This window comes from Paenibacillus brevis (assembly GCF_018919145.1).
GTDB classification, from domain to species: domain Bacteria; phylum Bacillota; class Bacilli; order Paenibacillales; family Paenibacillaceae; genus Fontibacillus; species Fontibacillus brevis.
The window spans coordinates 15,521-34,969 of record NZ_JAHLQJ010000028.1 but is presented as its reverse complement, the minus strand read 5'-3'; the positions used below and the strand labels follow the sequence as shown (position 1 = coordinate 34,969).

Below are 19,449 nucleotides of genomic sequence, written 5' to 3'. Positions count from 1 at the left end.
TAAGTCTTGTTCCATCACATCACGGTGCTTAAAAAAGAAGCAACAGAAGGGCTGCGCATCAAGCCGGATGGCATTTATGTCGATTGTACATTAGGAGGCGGCGGGCATAGTTCGGTCATTTTGTCCCAGCTGGGAGAAGGCGGCAGACTGATTGCGTTTGATCAGGACGACTGGGCGCTGGATAATGCAAGAAGAAATCTGGCTCCCGATGATCAACGTCTGACGCTCGTGAAGAGCAATTTCAGATATATTGAACAAAAGCTAAGAGAAGTAGACGGAGTGCCGCAGGTGAACGGAGTTCCCCAGGTTGACGGATTCTTGTTCGATATCGGCGTGTCTTCTCCTCAATTCGATGAAGGCGAACGCGGATTCAGCTACAATGCGGATGCGCCGCTGGACATGAGAATGGATCAATCCGCAGCACTGACGGCCCGTGAGATTATTAATGAATGGCCGGAACGCGAAATTTCTCGGATATTGTTCCAATATGGGGAAGAGAAATTCGCTAGAAGGATCGCCTCTGTTATTGGCGAATCAAGAGCGGGCAACCCGATTGAGACCACCGGCCAGCTTGTGGAGTTGATCAAGCAAGGAATTCCGGCGGCAGCAAGAAGAACCGGAGGACATCCGGCAAAGAGAAGCTTTCAGGCGCTTAGAATCGCTGTAAACGATGAGCTTGGCGCACTGGAAGAGGGTCTGCATGCAGCAGTCCGCTGTTTGGCGCCAGGGGGCCGGGTTTCGGTGATCACCTTCCATTCGCTTGAAGATCGGATCTGTAAGCAAATCCTGGCGAGTTATGTTGAAAAGTGTACTTGTCCGCCTGATTTTCCGATGTGTGTGTGCGGGGGACAGGGACAATTGAAACTGATTAACCGGAAGCCAATCGTGGCTTCGCCCGAAGAGTTGGACATGAATGCGAGAGCGCGTTCGGCAAAGCTGCGTGTTGCAGAAAAACTTGAGACGAGAGCGGAGGATAAATAACATGGCTTATACAAGAGGAAACTTGGCGGTTCAGGAACGTACTGCCGAGCGCAGTTATCAATCTCCGCGTTATCGTGAGACTACCAAGGTCGTCACCCGTCGTACTACGCTGCCCGTTCGCGAGAAGCTTCTCTATATCATGACGGTTGTTTTTTGTGTGGCGGTCATGGCTGGTTTGCTGTGGCAAAATTCGAATTTGTACAATATCAAGCGGCAGCTATACAATCTGAATTCGGAAATTCAGACCATGACACTGGAAGTGAAAGAGCTAACCGTTCAAAAGGAACGACTTGAGGAGTCCATCCCTTCCGAGGCTGCCAAGCTTGGCTATGTGAAGCCGGATATGGATATGTTCCAGATTGAAGTGCCGGCTACTACGGATGCAGGCGGTACTTCGGATGATATGACGACAGCCCGTAAATAATTCTGATTCCAAAGGGGTTGTTATGATGCTTAAAAGAATACGGCTTCGCACACTGCTGATAGGGGGATGTATTACCCTCTTTTTTGCTTTAATCATGATAAGAGTATTTATGCTGCAAGTGGTTCAGGCTGACTTCTGGCAGGAGCATGCGGAACAGCAATGGTCTACGAAGAAGATCCTGCCTGCTTCACGGGGAACGATAACGGACCGCAACGGGAATGTGCTTGCCGTGGATGCCCCGGCTTATACGGTAGCCATCAATCCCAAGCTCATCCAGCAGTTCGGCATTCAGGATGACGTAGTGGATGGACTTCACGAGCTGCTTGGCAAGGACAAGGCCGAATTGGAGCAGCTTGTGTCGGCCACGAAGAAGGATGGCGAATATTATTCCCAGCGCGAGGTGCGCAATGAAGGCTGGAAGATCGATCAGGAGCTTCGCGATCAGGTTGATGCATTCAGCGAGCAACTGAAGGAAGAACATAAGCTCGAGGACTCTGGGATCTATCTGATCAAGGAACAGAAGCGCTATTATCCAGAGAATAATCTGGCGTCACATGTGCTTGGCTATTTGAGCCGGGAAGGGGAGGCTGTCTCCGGACTGGAAGCTTATTTTGACGAGGAGCTAAAAGGGCAGAACGGTTCTATAGAGTACAAGAGGGACGGGCGGGGAATTGAAATTCCGAAGGCCAGTGAAATCTATACGCCGGAGAAGGACGGGAAGAACATCCAGCTGACCATCGACCATACGATTCAGTATTATGTTCAGGAAGCGATGGAAGAGGCCTTTGCCGATCTGCAGCCGATTAGTATGACGGCTATTGTAGCTGATCCGAATACGATGGAGATCCTTGCGATGGCCAACCTTCCTGATTATAATCCCAACTCGTACTGGGAGGATGTAGAACAGAAGAATTTCTACAATCATGCGATCAAATCAGTCTATGAACCCGGATCCACCTTCAAAATCGTTACTTTGGCGGGGGCTGTCCAGGAAGGGCTGTTCAATCCGGATGCCACTTATAAATCAGGCAGCATTCGTGTTCCAGGCCAGACCATCCATGACCTGAAGCGTGCCGGATGGGGAGAAATCAGCTACCTGGAAGGGGTTAAGCGTTCGAGTAACGTCGCCTTTGTCAAGCTGGGCTACGAGATGCTTGGTCCGGAGCTGTTGAAGCAATATGTTGATAATTTTGGATTCGGCAGTAAGACGGGAATCGAGCTGCCTGGAGAAGCGAAGGGTCAAGTAACGCCGGTACAGCAGGCCGACTTTGCGGCGATGGCCTATGGACACGGACAATTGCTGGTAACACCGCTGCAACAATTGGCAGCTATTTCAGCCGTAGCAAACGGGGGGAAGCTGCTGGAGCCCCACATCGTCAAATCGATCAATGATCCGCAGACCGGTGAAACGGTGAAAACCTCAGTCAAGGAAGTCCGGCAAGTGCTCACTTCGGAAAAAGCGGAGGAAGTCGGAAGCTACCTGGAGCAGGTGGTATCGGACCAGAAGATTGGAACCGGTCGGCACGCTTATATTGACGGTTACCGTGTAGCCGGGAAGACCGGGACGGCGGTAAAGGTCGTTAAAGGTGTATATGACTACACCAAGCAAGTAGTTTCATTTATCGGTTATGCGCCGGTGGATGATCCAAAGGTCGCCATTATAGTTCTAATTGATGAGCCGAAGAATTCCGAGCTTGGCGGCGGGGCTGCGGCTGCTCCGGTATTCCAGAAGATCGCAAGCCAGACGCTTCAGTATCTGGGCGTGCCAAAGGACAAGGCTCGGAATACGGGAGCGGAAAGTCAGAAAACGCAGTCCAGCAGTATCAAGACGCCTGATCTGTCGGGGATGTCCCTGCAAAATGCGAAGGATACCTTGAAGGGTAAAGGGATTTCTTATGCTACACTAGGCCATGGTCAATCCTTGGTCTCCCAATTCCCGAAAGCCGGAACTGCACTCAAGCAAGGGCAACCGATGTATCTTCTGACTGAAGATCAGCAGCAACTCAGCATACCTACGCTTACCGGCCAATCCTTGCGCGAAGCGCTGGAGCTTCTCTCCGTGATGGGGATTGCTGTAACAACCGAAGGCGAGGGCTACGTTGTATCTCAAGAGGTAAAGGAGATTGACGGCAAGAGAATCGTTCATCTTGTCCTGAACCCGCCGAACAGCCCTGACCCTGATCCTGTAGAGGAAGAAGGTGAGGACACCGCTTCTGATTCTCCATAGCTTGTTCTATCCCCTGTTTGTCCTGAATATCCTTGTGATGAGTCTGGAAGGAACAGGGGGCTAGAACAATGAGGATTTCGAAAGTGACGGTCAGACGAAGACTGTTCATATTATTGATGCTGTTGTGCGTATTATTTGCAGCCTTAGTCATCCGGCTTGCTTATGTGCAGCTTGGCGAAGGAGAAGAGTTGTCTGCCAAGGCGGAGGATTCGTGGAGAAGAAATATCCCTTATTCGGCTAAGCGCGGCGAGATCAGCGACCGCAATGGGGAAGTGCTGGCATACAACATAACAACGCCAACAGTCATGGCCATTCCCGTTCAGGTCAAGGAGAAAGAAAAGACGGCGAAGCTGCTGGCGCCGCTGCTTGGCATGAACGAGAGTGATGTGCTCCAAGCGGTGTCTAAGAAACAATCTATAGTCAGGCTGCAACCCGGCGGACGCAAAATTACGATGGATAAAGCGCAGCAAATTCGTGATTTGGCTCTTCCGGGTATTGTTGTTGCTGAGGACAATAAAAGATATTATCCCTACGGTGGATTGGCGGCTCATATTCTCGGATTTACGGGAGGATACAATCAAGGCTTGACAGGTGTCGAGAGCAAGTATGACAGCGAGCTTAGCGGGAAGAACGGAAGTGTCTCCTACCTGTCGGATGCTGGTGGCCGGCTGATGCCGGGATCCTCTGAGAAGTACAATGAGCCAAAGGACGGGCTAAATCTGACCCTGACCATCGATAAATCGATCCAAAGTATTGTAGAGCGCGAGCTGGATCAGGCTATGGAGCGTTTGCAGGCAAATTCAGCACTGTCAATTGCCATGAATCCGAAGACCGGCGAAATTCTTGCCATGGCGGCAAGGCCTGGATATGACCCCGCTTCTTATCAAGAGGTGGATGCCGAAGTCTATAACCGGAACCTGCCCATCTGGATGACCTATGAGCCGGGTTCCACCTTCAAGATTATTACACTGGCGGCAGCGCTCGAGGAGAAGAAGGTGGATTTGCTTCATGAGCAGTTCTTCGATCCGGGCTATGCTAAGGTAGGCGGAGCCACCCTGCGTTGCTGGAAGCGGGGCGGGCATGGCAGCCAGACCTTCCTGCAGGTCGTCGAGAACTCATGCAACCCGGGGTTTGTGGCCCTTGGGCAGCGATTGGGCAAGGAGACGCTGTTCCAGTATATCAAGGACTTCGGATTCGGAACGAAGACCGGAATTGACCTGGGGGGCGAGGAGAACGGGATTCTGTTCAAGCTGGCCAATGTCGGGCCGGTGGAACTGGCGACGACCTCCTTCGGACAGGGGGTGTCTGTGACACCGATCCAGCAGATTACAGCCGTATCTGCGGCTATTAACGGAGGCAATCTGTATCAGCCCTTTGTCGCAAAGTCTTGGACGAATCCGGAGACCGGAGAAGTCGTGTCAGAGAATGAGCCTCAACTCGTGAGACAGGTCATTTCCGAGGAGACCTCCCGTCAGGTGCGCGAAGCGCTAGAGAGCGTGGTTGCCAATGGTACCGGCGGCAATGCCTTTATCGATGGCTATCGAGTCGGCGGCAAAACCGGGACGGCGCAGAAGGTTATTAATGGACGCTACTCGCAAAATGAACATATCGTATCCTTCATCGGCTTTGCACCGGCGGATGATCCGCAGATCGTGGTATACACCGCTGTAGACAATCCGCAAGGCATCCAGTTTGGGGGCGTCGTAGCAGCTCCGATCGTACGCAATATTTTGAAGGATGCTTTGGAATATATGGAGATTCCTCCACGGGAGGAGCAAGTGACGAAAAAGTATAAATACGGGGAAATCCCGATTGTTACGGTGCCGGACCTGATCGGACACTCCACGCAGGAAATCTATGAGAATATGAATATGAACTTTAATCTGGCAAGATCGGGAGCGGGAACGATTGTAATCAATCAGGCTCCGAAGGCCGGAACCCGGGTAGAGAAAGGCTCTACGATAAGGATTTATATGGGGACTGAAGCGGATGCCGAGAGCATGCATCATCATGACGACATGGAAAGTGAATAAAATTCCTGAACTTCATGATTTTTGGTGATAATATATGTAGTGGCGATTCGAAGTAACAGACGGAGGGGTATGTATGCTGCTAAAAGATTTAATGACTTATATGGTGGCTTCTGAGATCAGAGGCAATGAAAATACAAAACTGAACGGGATTGCGATTGATTCCCGCAAGGTTATGCAAGGCGACCTGTTCATCTGCTTGCCCGGCCATACGGTAGACGGGCATGATTATGCCGGTAAGGCTAAGGAGGCAGGTGCGGCTGCACTGGTAGTTCAGCGCTGGCTGGAGGACTGCTCCTTGCCGCAATTGAAGGTGAAGGACAGCCGATTGGCGATGTCGGTGTTCGGGAATGTATTTTTCAATCACCCTAGCTCTGGCATGAAGGTAATCGGGGTAACCGGGACGAACGGCAAGACGACGACGACTTATCTGATTGAACGCATTCTTCAGGATCAGGGCCAGAATACAGGCCTGATCGGAACGATTCAGCGCCGGTTTGGCGGCCAGACCTTTGCTATGTCAGGCACGACCCCGGAATCTCTTGATTTACAGCAATATTTGCGTGAAATGAAGGATGCGGATACCGCTTATTGTGTGATGGAGGTTTCTTCCCACGCGCTGGATCAGGGCCGGGTTAAAGGGACGAGGTTCCGTACGGCCGTATTCACCAACCTTACCCAGGACCATCTGGACTATCATAAATCGATGGAAGAATACAGAGGAGCTAAAGGGCTGTTCTTCGCCAGGCTCGGCAATACGCTGGGCGGCGAAGCAGGAGAGCGGAGTTATGCCGTATTGAATGCGGATGATCCGGCTTCAGCTTATTTTGCCAAGCTAACGGCGGTTGAGACGATTACTTACGGTGTGGAGCAAGCTGCGGATATTCGCGCCTCACAGATCAAGATTACGGCTAAGGGTACGTCATTCCATGTGGACACCTTCCGCGGGAGCTGCGATATCCAACTTCGGATGGTCGGTAAATTCAATGTGTACAACGCATTGGCAGCGATCTCCGCTACCCTTCTCGAGGATATTCCATTAGCTGAGATCAAGCGCAGCCTGGAGGCGGTTGAGGGCGTAGAAGGCCGGGTTGAAGCCGTCGATGCAGGCCAGCCCTTTGCGGTTATCGTTGATTATGCGCATACACCGGATGGCTTGGAGAACGTTCTGAACACGGTCAATGAATTTGCGGAAGGAAAGGTAATTACCGTATTTGGCTGCGGCGGAGACCGCGACCGGACGAAACGTCCGATCATGGGGAAAATTGCAGCCCGATTATCCGGACATGTGATGGTCACCTCCGACAATCCGCGGACGGAAGATCCGCTGCTGATCCTGCAAGATATCGAGCAGGGACTGAAGGAGGATCAAGTACCGCCTGACCGCTATGAATTGATCGCGGACCGCCGGGAAGCGATTATAAAAGCGGTTGAGATGGCAGGACCCTCCGATGTTGTCTTAATTGCGGGTAAGGGCCATGAAACCTATCAGATCGTCGGTAAAGAGGTTCATGATTTTGACGATCGGCTGGTAGCGAAAGAAGCGATAAGGGGTATGGACAAGTGATTATCCGGACGTTATCTCAGATTGCAGCGATGTGCGGCGGAGCTGTTACAAATCCGTCTGCCGAGAGGATCAGAATCCAAGGCATTGTGACGGACTCCCGGAAAATCCGGCCCGGCTGCCTGTTTGTTCCGCTTGCCGGCGAACGGTTCGACGGACATGAATTCGCCGCTGATTGTCTTGCTGCGGGTGCTGCTGCCGTATTGTGGGCAAGAGACAAAGGAGAAGCTCCCGGTCCGGCAGTGCTGGTGGAAGACACGCTCCTTGCCTTGCAGCAGCTGGCCAAGAGCTATTTGAACCAATGCGGAGCCCGGGTCATCGGCATTACCGGCAGTAACGGGAAGACGACGACCAAGGATTTGGTCTATGCTCTACTGGCTAGCACCTTTAAAGTGCATAAGACAAGCGGCAATTTCAATAACCACATCGGTCTTCCCTTGACGCTGTTGTCGATGCCTGAATCGACGGAAATTGCGGTGCTGGAGATGGGAATGAGCGGAAGACACGAAATCGAGCTGCTCTCCAATCTGGCTAAGCCGGAGACTGCGCTGATTACCAATATCGGCGAATCTCATTTGCTTCAGTTAGGGTCCAGAAAAGAAATTGCGCGCGCCAAGCTGGAAATCCTGTCAGGTTTGAAACCTGGCGGGCTACTGGTCTTTAACGGCGATGAGCCGCTCCTGCATGAGGTACTGGGGGAGACAGACACCCTGAAACCGGAGGAGTTAAAGACCTTGACCTTCGGCTTAAAGGACGAGAATGACGTCCATCCCACCATGATTCAGTATTCGGAGAGCAAGACGGCCTTTACCTCCAGTCAGGATCCTGCTCCGAAGGAGCAAGTGTTCGAACTGTACCTGCCGGGCGAGCATAATGTAGTCAATGCGCTAGGCGCCATTTCCATTGCACGTCATTACGGTGTGGCTGAGCAAGAGATTGCTGAAGGATTGAAGCAAGCAGAATTTACCGGGATGCGGATCGAGACGGTTATCGGGTCTAGCGGAATTACCATTTTAAATGATGCTTATAATGCAAGCCCCACCTCGGTGAAGGCTGCCATTGGCGTGCTGGAGAAGAAGCAGGGCTACCGGAGAAAGATAGCCGTGCTTGGCGATATGCTGGAGCTTGGCCCCGAGGAAAGGGAGTACCATCTGCAAGTTGGACGCTGTCTCCAACCTGATAAAGTGGATTTGCTGTTTACATACGGCAAGCTTTCCGATAAAATCGCAGAGGGCGCTGCGGAAACGATGAAACATGACACTATTTTTGCATATCATGATAAAAGTGAGCTTATTGAGAGCTTGATCTCGGTGCTGCATGGAAATGATGTAGTGCTGGTCAAGGCTTCACGGGGGATGAAGCTTGAGGAAGTCGTCGATGCGCTCAAAGGAAGCACTCTTCCTCAATAACAGGTGAAAGGGGGTTGATCCCATGGATTTTGGACTTATGTTGCTAACAATCGGTGTATCGTTTATCTTAGCGGTCATCTCAGCCCCTTTGCTGATCCCGCTCCTTCGGAGGCTCAAATTTGGCCAGCAAATCCGCGGAGAAGGTCCGCAAAGTCATCAGAAGAAGGCAGGAACGCCTACAATGGGCGGGATCGTCATTATTTTGGCGTTTACCCTGGCATTTCTGAAATTTTCAGTTGTAAATACGGATTTTTACGTCCTCCTGATTGCTACCCTGGGGTTTGGCCTGGTCGGCTTTCTGGATGATTATATCAAGATTGTATTCAAGCGTTCACTCGGCTTGACGGCTCGCCAGAAGCTGTTCGGCCAGCTGTTGTTTTCGGGGATACTCTGCGTGTTGCTGCTGTCCGAGGGTCACAGCACGGCCATTGGCATTCCGGGAACCGGGTTTTCTTTTGACTGGGGTCCCTGGTTCTATTATCCGTTTATTGTTGTGATGCTGCTGGCAATCAGCAATGCGGTTAACTTTACCGACGGGCTGGATGGCTTGCTGTCAGGCGTAAGTGCCATTGCGCTTGGGGCTTATGCTGTTATTGCGATGCAGGCTACCTCATTACCTGCAGCAGTGTGCGCCGCAGCGATGATCGGAGCCGTGCTCGGCTTTCTAGTGTTCAATGCGCATCCGGCAAAAGTGTTTATGGGCGATACGGGCTCGCTGGGGATCGGCGGAGCAATCGGAGCGATTGCGATCGTGACGAAGAGCGAACTGCTCTTTCTGGTCATTGGCGGCGTCTTTGTCATAGAAATGCTCTCGGTCGTGATTCAGGTCATTTCCTTCAAGACCCGAGGCAAACGGGTATTTAAAATGAGCCCGATCCATCACCATTTTGAATTATCGGGTTGGTCAGAATGGCGGGTCGTAGTTACCTTCTGGGCGGTCGGACTCGTACTGGCCTGCATTGGACTTTACTTGAACAAGGGGTTGTAGGAATGAATCATCCAGAGGATTACCGCGGGCGGCAGGTTGTCGTCCTCGGTTTAGCGAAGAGCGGCGTACAGGTCGCAAAGACCCTGCATCAATATGGGGCAATTGTTACAGTGAATGATAAAAAGGCAAGAGAAGAGAGTCCCGAAGCATCCGAACTGGAAGCTTTGGGCATTTCTGTTGTATGCGGCGGACATCCAGACGGCTTGATTCATCCTGAGGTGAAGCTGCTGGTAAAAAATCCGGGGATTCCGTACAGTGCGCCTCCAGTGGTTCGCGCGCTTGAGCTCGGAATCGAGGTCGTAACCGAGGTTGAGGTCGCCTGCCATTTGACTGCGGCTCCCATCATCGGAATTACCGGCTCCAACGGAAAGACGACAACGACCACCTGGATCGGAGAAATGCTGGCTGCAGCAGGAATGAAGCCCATCGTAGCCGGAAATATCGGCACGCCGCTTTGCGCAGCTGCTGAGTCTGCCAAGCCCGACGATTGTTTGGTTGTTGAGCTTAGCAGCTTCCAGCTAAAAGGAACTCAAGCATTTCGGCCTGCAATTGCCGTGCTGCTGAATGTGGCAGAGACGCATCTCGACTATCACGGAACGATGGAGGATTACATCAGCTCGAAGTCCAAGCTGTTTGCGAATCAGAGGGCGGAGGATACAGCAGTCATCAATTGGGATGATCCGGTCTGCCGGCAGCTGGTTCCGTATCTGAAGGCTCGGCTCCTTCCATTCTCGCTCACAGAGGAGCTTGCGGTTCCTGGAGTATTCGTACGCCCCTCCTATATGTCTGAAGGAGATGACGGGCTGAGCAGATCTATCATCTACCGGGATAAGGATGGCATGGAGCATTCCATCATTGATGTGAGCGAGCTTATGCTGCCGGGAAGATTCAACATAGGGAATGCCTTGGCGGCAATTGCTGCCTCTGTAGCGGCAGGGGCGGAGCCGGATGCTCTGATTGAACCGCTTCGCACATTCCGAGGCGTAGAGCATCGATTGGAGTTCGTAGCCAATAAGTATGGTATCACTTACTATAACAATTCGAAGGCGACCAATTCGAAGGCTACGGTGACGGCGTTAAATGCGCTGTCCGAGCCGATTGTCCTAATCGCCGGAGGACTTGACCGCGGATCTGATTATATGGAGCTGCTCCCTGCCTTGCAAAACAAGGTGAAGGCTGTCATAGCACTGGGACAGACCAAAGAGAAAATAGGTCATGTCGCGAGTCTGGCCGGTCTAGCAAAAGTAGTGTTGGTCGATAATGATGAGAGTGCCGCCAACACGCTTCGTACTGCGCTTCAACAGGCCGCTGGACTGGCTGAAAAGGGAGATATCGTGCTGCTCTCGCCTGCCTGTGCCAGCTGGGACATGTTCTCTTCCTATGAAGAGCGTGGACGCATTTTTAAAGAGGCGGTGCATACCCTTTAAGTAGGGGGGTGGAAAAGCCCCTACTTCATGTGAAAAGGTGGCATCCACGATGGTCAAGGGCCGCTCGGCACCGGATTTCTGGTTACTGGCCAGCATACTCGGTTTACTGACAATAGGGATTATAATGGTGTATAGTGCGGGCTCGGTGCTCGCGTTCCATGATTACGGCGATTCATTCTACTTTGTCAAGCGTCAGTTATTGTTTGCAGTGCTAGGCTTGATTGCGATGTTCTTTACGATGAATCTGGATTATCGGGTACTGAAAAAATATGCCAAGCCTTTGCTCCTCGTATGCTTTGCTCTGCTGGTGATCGTGCTGATTCCGGGAATTGGAGTTGTCCGGGGAGGAGCCCGAAGCTGGTTAGGAATCAGCTCCTTTGGCATCCAGCCTTCGGAGTTCATGAAGCTGGGCATGATTCTGTTTCTATCCTATTGGCTAAGTAAAGAAGATTACAGAATCATTCATTTTACGAGGGGGCTACTGCCCCCGCTGGGCGTCATCGGACTTGCCTTCGGCCTGATCATGCTTCAGCCCGATCTCGGCACCGGGACCGTGATGCTTGGCGCTGCTCTGTTGATCGTCTTTACAGCGGGCGCAAAGATTCGGCATCTGGCAGGGCTTGCTGCGGTGGGGGCTGCCGGTTTTGTCGGGCTTATCTTGGCGGCTCCTTACCGGCTGCAGCGAATTACAGCGTTCCTTGATCCTTGGTCCGACCCGCTCGGGGCAGGTTACCAGATCATTCAATCGCTCTATGCGATTGGTCCAGGAGGATTGGCTGGATTGGGGCTAGGCATGAGCCGGCAGAAATACAGCTATGTGCCGGAGCCGCAGACGGATTTTATCTTCTCGATTTTGGCTGAAGAACTGGGCTTTATCGGCGGTCTGCTTGTCCTGATGCTCTTCTTGATATTAATATGGAGAGGCATGAGGGTCGCTATGACGGTCGAAGATATGTTCGGCAGCTTGCTTGCGGTAGGGATCGTTGGTATGGTGGGGGTTCAGGTTGTTATCAACATAGGCGTCGTCATCGGTCTGATGCCTGTCACCGGAATTACGCTGCCGCTTATCAGCTATGGGGGGTCTTCCCTGACCCTGATGCTGACTGCACTCGGCATTTTACTTAATTTATCCCGTTATGCGAGGTGAGATTATGCGCGTCGTTCTTAGCGGCGGAGGCACGGGGGGGCATATTTATCCCGCTCTTGCCGTAGCCGCCCAATGCGCAGCGGAGGATTCCGCTTCAGAATTTCTATATATAGGTGGACAACGGGGGCTTGAAAGCTCTATCGTTCCCAAATCGGGATTGCCCTTCCGGGCAATCGATATTACCGGGTTCCGGCGGAAGCTGTCGGTGGACAATGTCAAGACCGTGATGCGTTTCTTGAAAGGTGTGCGCAGTTCCAAGCAGATGCTTAAGGAATTCAAGCCCGATGTTGTGGTCGGAACAGGCGGGTATGTCTGTGGACCGGTTGTGTATGCGGCAGCCAAGCTGGGCATTCCAACTGTCATTCATGAACAGAATGCGGTTCCCGGATTAACCAACAAGTTTCTTAGCAAATACGTCTCTACCATCGCAGTAAGCTTCGAAGGCTCGGAGTCTGCTTTCTCTGGGGCCAGACGGGTCATTTATACAGGAAATCCACGGGCAACCGTTGTACATGCTGCGGATAAGCGGATGGGCTTTGAAAGCCTGGGTTTACCTGATGGCAGCAAGATCATTCTTGTGGTCGGCGGCAGCCGCGGAGCCAAGGCAATTAATGAGGCGATGGTCGAAATGGCTTCGGAGCTGCCGAAGCTGGGCCATCTTTCTTTTGTTTATGTCACCGGAGACAGCTATTACGATTCGACCCGTGAAGCAATTGCCGGCAAGCTGGGACAGCTGCCCGGCAATCTGAAGGTGTTGCCTTACGTCCATAATATGCCGGAGGTGCTTGCAGCCACCTCTCTGATCGTGAACCGGGCAGGAGCGTCCTTTTTGGCGGAGATCACTTCATTAGGATTGCCTTCGATCCTGATCCCGTCTCCGAACGTTACCAATAACCATCAAGAGAAAAATGCGAGAATGCTGGAAAAAGCCGGTGCTGCGAGTGTTATTCTGGAGCCGGAGCTCAGCGGACAGGGATTGTTCCGGTCGATTCAGGATATTATGCAGAGCCCCGAGCATCATGCGGGGATGTCTGCAGCTTCGAAGGGGCTGGGCAAGCCTGATTCTGCCCAGCTGCTGGTTGCCGAACTACAACGACTGGCAAGTACTAGCAAGCATAAATAAGTCTGTCCTTCAAGCGATCTGGGCTGGTGTCACACTCCTGTGCCCCTGGGCATAAGATACCGTATAATTCGTGACACCCTGACGCTTGCATGGATTTATAGCGCCGGCGCTGTACCGGTAACATCAACAGGAGGGATTTGCGATGCAGCAGTGGATTTCTAAACTATCAGAACAAGAGGTCGGTGCAATCTTGCCGAACGAGCCGATGTCCAAGTATACGACCTGGAAGATTGGCGGACCAGCAGATGCGATGATCGTACCTGACACGAAAGCTCAACTTCTCTCTCTGATCCGCCAGCTTCGGGAAGAACAAATTCCCTGGATGACAATTGGCAAGGGCTCCAACATGCTTGTATCGGACAAAGGAATCCGCGGCGTTGTCATTCGTCTGGGCAAAGCGTTCGAGGATATCCGGTTCGACGGCAGCGCGGTTACAGCCGGGGGAGCAGCCTCCTTTGTCAGACTGAGCGTAATGGCAGGCAAGCAAGGCCTGACCGGTCTGGAATTCGCTGCGGGTGTTCCCGGAACGGTAGGCGGAGCTGTGTACATGAATGCCGGCGCACATGGGTCCGATGTGTCACGTATATTCAAATCTGCTGATATTGTTTTGGAGACAGGTGAATTGGTTACTTACACAAGCGAAGACATGGATTTCAGCTATCGTCACTCCCTCCTGCATGACCAACGCGGCATTGTTGCAGAAGCCCGTTTCGTGCTGAGCGAAGGCGACCGACTTGAGATCGCGGCTGCCATGGCCACCTACAAAGACCGCCGCAGAAAGACCCAGCCGCTGCAGCAGCCTTGCGCAGGGAGCGTATTCCGCAATCCTCCGGGCGACTATGCCGCAAGGCTGATCGAATCCGCCGGCTTGAAGGGGCGAAGCGTAGGTGGAGCCGAGGTTTCTACGCTGCACGCCAATTTCATCGTCAATACCGGGCAAGCAACAGCAGAGAACGTTCTTGAGCTCATGGAGATCATTAAGGCCACCATCTTGTCTGAATACGACATTGCATTGGTACCGGAGGTATTCTTCGTGGGCGAACGTTAAACTCGGAGGTGATACATTGGACAAATTGGTGATTGAAGGCGGGCAACCCCTATCAGGATCCATACGTATCCATGGAGCGAAAAATGCTGCCCTGCCGATTCTGGCGGCTACCTTGTTGACGGAAGGCAAGATTCAGCTGCGCAATGTTCCCCGTCTGCTGGATATTGAAGTGATGCTTGAGATTTTGAATGCATTAGGCTGTTTAGCGATGCAGCGAGATGATCTTGTGACCGTGGACACGTCAGGGGCTGACTCAAGTCATGTTCCGGAGCAGTTGATGAAGCTGATGCGTTCCTCTATTTTTTTGATGGGCCCGCTTCTGGCCAGATTCGGTGAGGTATGTATCTATCAGCCGGGTGGTTGTGCCATTGGAGAGCGCAAGATCGATCTGCACCTGAAAGGGCTGTCTGCACTGGGTGCCGTGATTGAAGAGCAGGACAATCAGCTTTGGTGCAGAGCTTCCAGACTGAAGGGCTGCGATATTCATCTGGACTTCCCGAGTGTGGGTGCCACCGAGAACATTATGATGGCTGCTGCAACGGCTGAAGGGACAACCGTAATTACAAATGCGGCGAGGGAGCCGGAAATTCAGGATCTGCAGCGTTTCCTGAATGAACTCGGAGCCAGCATCATAGGCGCGGGCACGGACACGATAACCATTCGGGGAGTCGACAAGCTTACTCCTTGCGAGTATGAGATTATTCCTGACCGTATTGTCGCGGGAACGGTAATGATTGCTGCGGCTGCTACCCGGGGAACAGTTCGGCTCACAAATGCCAATCCTGTACATCTAACCTCCCTGATCCATGTCCTGCGCCGTGCCGGTGTTCAAATCGGGATCTGCGATGATATAATTACCGTAAGCAGTAGTGGGAGGCCCAAGGCAGTTGACCGGATCGTTACTTCCCCCTATCCGTCCTTTCCTACCGACCTCCAGTCGCAAGTCATGGTTCTGCTCTCGTTAGCCGAAGGAATGACCCTGATGAAGGAGACCGTGTTCGAAGGAAGATTCAAGCATGTTGACGAGCTTGTCCGCATGGGCGCAGATATCTCAGTAGATTTGAATACGGCATTCATTCGAGGTGTTCCCAGATTGTACGGAGCCACGGTGGAGGCCACGGATTTACGTGCCGGAGCCGCTCTTGTCATTGCGGGCTTGGCTGCGCAAGGGAAGACCGTGGTGGAACAGATTCACCATATCGATCGCGGATATGATCGGATCGAGTTGATGTTTCAACGGCTAGGCGGTAAGATGCATCGACAGACGCCGGCTATGAAGCTGGATCTGGCTTAAGCTCATGCCTGAGGGACCCCTCCCCGGAGGGGAACCAGGGCAAATCTAGCATTTGACGGAGAATAGATATGCATAAAGCGAATGTGCCTGTATTGAAGAATCCGATTCCTCCCAAGAAAAAGGGCGGCCGCAAAGTAGCTGTGATTTTGTTTTTATTGGTTCTGGTGCTGCTCTGCGTTTTATTTTTCCGTTCTTCGCTCAGTAAAATCTCGGAGATTACGTTTGAAGGCAATACGTATCACTCCAATGAGGAACTTCTGGAGATTGCAGGCGTGCAGATGGGCGATCCCTATTTTGGGACAAGCAACGGGAAAATAGAAGGGAGATTAGCTGAGGTGCCTTCCATCGAGACGGTGACCGTGGACAAGTCTTTCCCTGGCAAGCTCCATATCTTGGTGAAGGAGCACCCGGTTGTTGCCTATGAATTCACGGATGCCGGCGAGGTGAATGGTCTTCTGGCCAATGGGACGAAGGTATCGCAGACGAACGGTTCAACCTTGATGGACAAGCCGATTCTGACGGGGTGGGATGATAAGGATCCGTACTTGTCAAAGCTTTGCATGAAGCTCGCGAATATTCCTGATGCCCTACTATTGGATATTTCCGAGATCATACCATCGCCAACGGTCTCATATCCGGATCGTATCAAGATGTATACACGTTCAGGCTTTGAGGTGATTTCTTCCATATCTGTCCTGCAAGATAAAGCGGAATACATGGGAATGATCATGGATTCCCAAGACCCGGGCTTACTCACACTTTTGGAGGCGGACACCTATGTTCCCTTCGATGCGATGGAAGTAGAGAACGGGGATGAAAATGATACTACTCATGACTGACAAACAATGATAAAATACATTTTATGGGCTAGTTTCCTGCCTGCGTTTTTTTTATGCTCCTTCAAGTAAAATTTGGAACTAAAAAAAATGTAGAAAAAAGAGGGAAAGAATCATCCGCGTTGAATAAGTAGAGTGTACGTTTTCAGCATTATCATAATTTTTAATGGGAAATAGGAGGTGCCAGGGCTTGAGCAACAATGACATCATTGTTAGTTTGGACATCGGTACATCCAAAGTTCGTGCTATTATCGGTGAAATTAGTAATGGAACCTTTAATATTATTGGGGTTGGATCTGCCGACTCGGAAGGAATTCGCAAAGGTGCGATTGTAGATATTGACCAGACAGTCCAGTCCATCCGCAGTGCTGTGGACCATGCTGAGCGTATGGTGGGTATTCAAATATCTGAAGTATACGTCGGTATATCGGGAAATCATATCGGACTCCAAACGAGCCACGGAGTTGTAGCCGTACAGAATCAGGACCGGGAAATCGGTGAAGAGGATATTGAGCGCGTTCTGAAGGCGGCGGAGGTTATTGCACTTCCACCAGAACGTGAAATTATTGATGTAGTCGCCAAGCAGTATATCGTTGACGGATTAGAAGGAATTCAGGATCCGCGGGGAATGATCGGAGTTCGGTTGGAGGTGGAAGCCACCATCGTGACTGGTGCCAAGACGGCCATACATAATCTGCTTCGCTGTGTGGAGAAGTCGGGACTGAAAGTTCGCGATCTGGTGCTTCTATCGCTGGGTTCTGGACAGCTTGCCTTGTCTAAGGACGAGAAGAGCATGGGTGCCATCCTGGTGGATATCGGGGCCGGCTCTACGACGATTGCAGCATTTGAGAACGGGGCCATTCTAGCGACATCCACGCTTCCGATCGGGGGGGAATTTATAACGAACGACATCGCGTACGGGCTTCGTACCTTGACAGATCAGGCGGAGAAGGTGAAGCTGAAATACGGCTGCGCTTCGATCGCCGATGCTGCTTCGGATGTCACTTTTAAAGTAACTCGTATCGGCAGCAATGTTGATAAGGAGTTTACCCAAGAGGATTTGGCAGCTATTGCCGAGCCGCGCGTTCAAGAGATTTTTCAATTGATTGGACAAGAAGTGAAGCGACTTGGTTACAGCGAGCTGCCAGGAGGGTATATTCTTACGGGAGGTACCGTGTCCATGCCTGGGCTGCTGAAGATTGCGCAGGAGGAACTGGCTGCATCCGTAAGAATCGCTGTACCGGATTACATCGGTGTTCGTGATCCTGGATTTACAAGCGGTGTGGGGATTTTGTATAAGGTTATCAAGAATATCCGTGTCCGTAATACGGGAGCGAAGAAATCTGCGAACCGGCCGAAGCCGGCAGCGAATCAGGAAACCGCCAGTAAACCGGGCGTCATGGAGCGTCTTAAGAAATTATTTAGCGAATTCATATAGTCAAACTTATTTGAATCAGCACGAGGAACGAGCCATCCAGGCACAATGAGGGGGAGATGGGAGAGTATGTTGGAATTTGATTTTGAAATGGAAAGTTTGGCTCAAATAAAAGTCATCGGTGTCGGCGGCGGCGGAAGCAATGCCGTCAACCGGATGATTGAGAACGGTGTTCAGGGCGTGGAATTCATCACAGTGAATACGGATGCTCAGGCACTGCATTTGGCTAAATCGGAGCATAAGCTTCAAATCGGTGACAAGTTGACCCGCGGACTAGGCGCGGGAGCGAATCCCGAGGTCGGCAAGAAGGCGGCTGAAGAATCCCGCGATTTGATTGCCAATACGCTCAAGGGAGCGGACATGGTATTTGTAACGGCAGGCATGGGCGGGGGTACAGGAACCGGTGCAGCTCCTGTCATTGCAGAGATCGCCAGAGAATGCGGCGCTTTAACCGTTGGGGTCGTGACTCGTCCGTTTACCTTTGAAGGACGCAAGCGTTCCTCGCAAGCCGAATTGGGAATCGAGGCGTTGAAAGAAAAGGTTGATACGCTAATCGTCATCCCGAACGACCGGTTGTTGGAGATTGTTGACAAGAAGACTCCAATGCTGGAAGCATTCCGGGAAGCTGATAATGTCTTGCGCCAGGCGGTTCAAGGTATTTCTGACCTGATTGCTGTACCGGGTCTGATCAACCTCGACTTTGCTGACGTGAAGACGATTATGACGGAGCGCGGATCAGCGCTCATGGGCATCGGTCTTGCTACCGGCGAGAACCGTGCTGCTGAAGCGGCTCGTAAAGCAATCATGAGTCCGTTGCTGGAAACTTCGATCGAAGGAGCCCGTGGCGTAATTATGAATATTACAGGCGGAGCGAATCTGTCGTTGTATGAAGTGAATGAAGCTGCTGAGATCGTCATCTCCGCTTCCGATCCGGAAGTGAACATGATCTTCGGTGCGATCATTGACGAGAATATGAAGGAAGAAATCAAGGTGACCGTTATCGCTACCGGCTTCGAGCATAAAGCAAGCTCGCTGCCTAACCGCAAACCGGCTACGAGTGCAGGCACAGGCACTGCTGCTGCTGAGTCAGCTGATTCCCGCAGTACGTCGTCCACGTTGCGTCCGTTTGGAAATCAGGCAAGCAGCGATCAATTGGACATTCCAACGTTTCTTCGTAACCGCAAGAATAACGAATAGTTAATCATCTAAATATCGTCTTCCCCTAAGAGGGCTGTCCCAAAGGATCTTGGATCTGCGGGATGGTCCTCTTTTTCGATTGGAGATGTGCGGATGCTCGTGAGGGGCGCTGCGAGTGGAAGCTATCGTTACGACCGCTGTTGCTGATGCATTCTGCTGGCTTGCCCCTTATCCTCGCAAGTCCATCATTGCAGGGCGAGTACGCTTTGTCTCCAACGAGTTGATCTTCAGCAAGTAAGGCTTTCTGTGAAATCCGCGAACAACAGCGATCGTAGGATCATTTCACACGGCTGCTCTGCACGTTCCAATAGCTAGTTCA

The 19,449-nt window shown here is 51.8% G+C and carries 16 protein-coding genes; all 16 read left to right on the top strand.

The window, feature by feature from the left end:
- The first annotated feature begins 6 nt into the window (after positions 1–6).
- Positions 7–981, top strand: a complete 975-nt coding sequence (gene rsmH / locus KQJ23_RS21900; RefSeq protein ID WP_216481040.1) for a 16S rRNA (cytosine(1402)-N(4))-methyltransferase RsmH — start codon at positions 7–9, stop codon at positions 979–981.
- Position 982: 1 nt separating this feature from the next.
- Positions 983–1,405 (top strand): hypothetical protein, encoded by a 423-nt coding sequence (locus KQJ23_RS21895; protein ID WP_216481039.1) that lies wholly within the window; start codon positions 983–985, stop codon positions 1,403–1,405.
- Between the two features lie 94 nt (positions 1,406–1,499).
- Positions 1,500–3,632 (top strand): penicillin-binding transpeptidase domain-containing protein, encoded by a 2,133-nt coding sequence (locus KQJ23_RS21890; protein WP_249529988.1) that lies wholly within the window; start codon positions 1,500–1,502, stop codon positions 3,630–3,632.
- Positions 3,633–3,700: 68 nt separating this feature from the next.
- Positions 3,701–5,665, top strand: a complete 1,965-nt coding sequence (locus KQJ23_RS21885; protein WP_216481037.1) for a stage V sporulation protein D — start codon at positions 3,701–3,703, stop codon at positions 5,663–5,665.
- A gap of 73 nt (positions 5,666–5,738) precedes the next feature.
- Positions 5,739–7,229 (top strand): UDP-N-acetylmuramoyl-L-alanyl-D-glutamate--2,6-diaminopimelate ligase, encoded by a 1,491-nt coding sequence (locus tag KQJ23_RS21880; RefSeq protein ID WP_216481036.1) that lies wholly within the window; start codon positions 5,739–5,741, stop codon positions 7,227–7,229.
- Positions 7,229–8,635: a UDP-N-acetylmuramoyl-tripeptide--D-alanyl-D-alanine ligase gene (locus tag KQJ23_RS21875; protein ID WP_346779442.1), complete on the top strand. Its 1,407-nt coding sequence runs from the start codon at positions 7,229–7,231 to the stop codon at positions 8,633–8,635. Before KQJ23_RS21880 ends, KQJ23_RS21875 begins: the two co-directional genes overlap by 1 nt.
- A gap of 22 nt (positions 8,636–8,657) precedes the next feature.
- Positions 8,658–9,623, top strand: a complete 966-nt coding sequence (gene mraY, locus KQJ23_RS21870; protein WP_216481034.1) for a phospho-N-acetylmuramoyl-pentapeptide-transferase — start codon at positions 8,658–8,660, stop codon at positions 9,621–9,623.
- Between the two features lie 2 nt (positions 9,624–9,625).
- Positions 9,626–11,050 (top strand): UDP-N-acetylmuramoyl-L-alanine--D-glutamate ligase, encoded by a 1,425-nt coding sequence (gene murD, locus KQJ23_RS21865; protein ID WP_216481033.1) that lies wholly within the window; start codon positions 9,626–9,628, stop codon positions 11,048–11,050.
- Positions 11,051–11,099: 49 nt separating this feature from the next.
- Complete coding sequence (gene spoVE / locus KQJ23_RS21860) at positions 11,100–12,197, top strand: stage V sporulation protein E (RefSeq protein ID WP_216481032.1); 1,098 nt, start codon at positions 11,100–11,102, stop codon at positions 12,195–12,197.
- A 4-nt stretch (positions 12,198–12,201) separates the two neighbouring features.
- Positions 12,202–13,320 (top strand): undecaprenyldiphospho-muramoylpentapeptide beta-N-acetylglucosaminyltransferase, encoded by a 1,119-nt coding sequence (gene murG / locus KQJ23_RS21855; RefSeq protein ID WP_216481031.1) that lies wholly within the window; start codon positions 12,202–12,204, stop codon positions 13,318–13,320.
- 142 nt (positions 13,321–13,462) lie between these two features.
- Complete coding sequence (murB, locus tag KQJ23_RS21850; RefSeq protein WP_216481030.1) at positions 13,463–14,368, top strand: UDP-N-acetylmuramate dehydrogenase; 906 nt, start codon at positions 13,463–13,465, stop codon at positions 14,366–14,368.
- Between the two features lie 16 nt (positions 14,369–14,384).
- Positions 14,385–15,662: a UDP-N-acetylglucosamine 1-carboxyvinyltransferase gene (gene murA, locus KQJ23_RS21845; RefSeq protein WP_216481029.1), complete on the top strand. Its 1,278-nt coding sequence runs from the start codon at positions 14,385–14,387 to the stop codon at positions 15,660–15,662.
- 68 nt (positions 15,663–15,730) lie between these two features.
- Complete coding sequence (locus tag KQJ23_RS21840) at positions 15,731–16,501, top strand: cell division protein FtsQ/DivIB (protein ID WP_216481028.1); 771 nt, start codon at positions 15,731–15,733, stop codon at positions 16,499–16,501.
- Positions 16,502–16,688: 187 nt separating this feature from the next.
- Positions 16,689–17,936 carry a cell division protein FtsA gene (gene ftsA, locus KQJ23_RS21835; RefSeq protein ID WP_216481027.1) on the top strand — a complete coding sequence of 416 codons (1,248 nt, stop codon included), beginning with the start codon at positions 16,689–16,691 and terminating at the stop codon, positions 17,934–17,936.
- Between the two features lie 66 nt (positions 17,937–18,002).
- On the top strand, positions 18,003–19,130 hold the full coding sequence (ftsZ, locus tag KQJ23_RS21830) for a cell division protein FtsZ (RefSeq protein WP_216481026.1): 1,128 nt from the start codon (positions 18,003–18,005) through the stop codon (positions 19,128–19,130).
- Between the two features lie 115 nt (positions 19,131–19,245).
- On the top strand, positions 19,246–19,368 hold the full coding sequence (locus KQJ23_RS24045) for a hypothetical protein (protein WP_283571223.1): 123 nt from the start codon (positions 19,246–19,248) through the stop codon (positions 19,366–19,368).
- Positions 19,369–19,449: the final 81 nt, after the last annotated feature.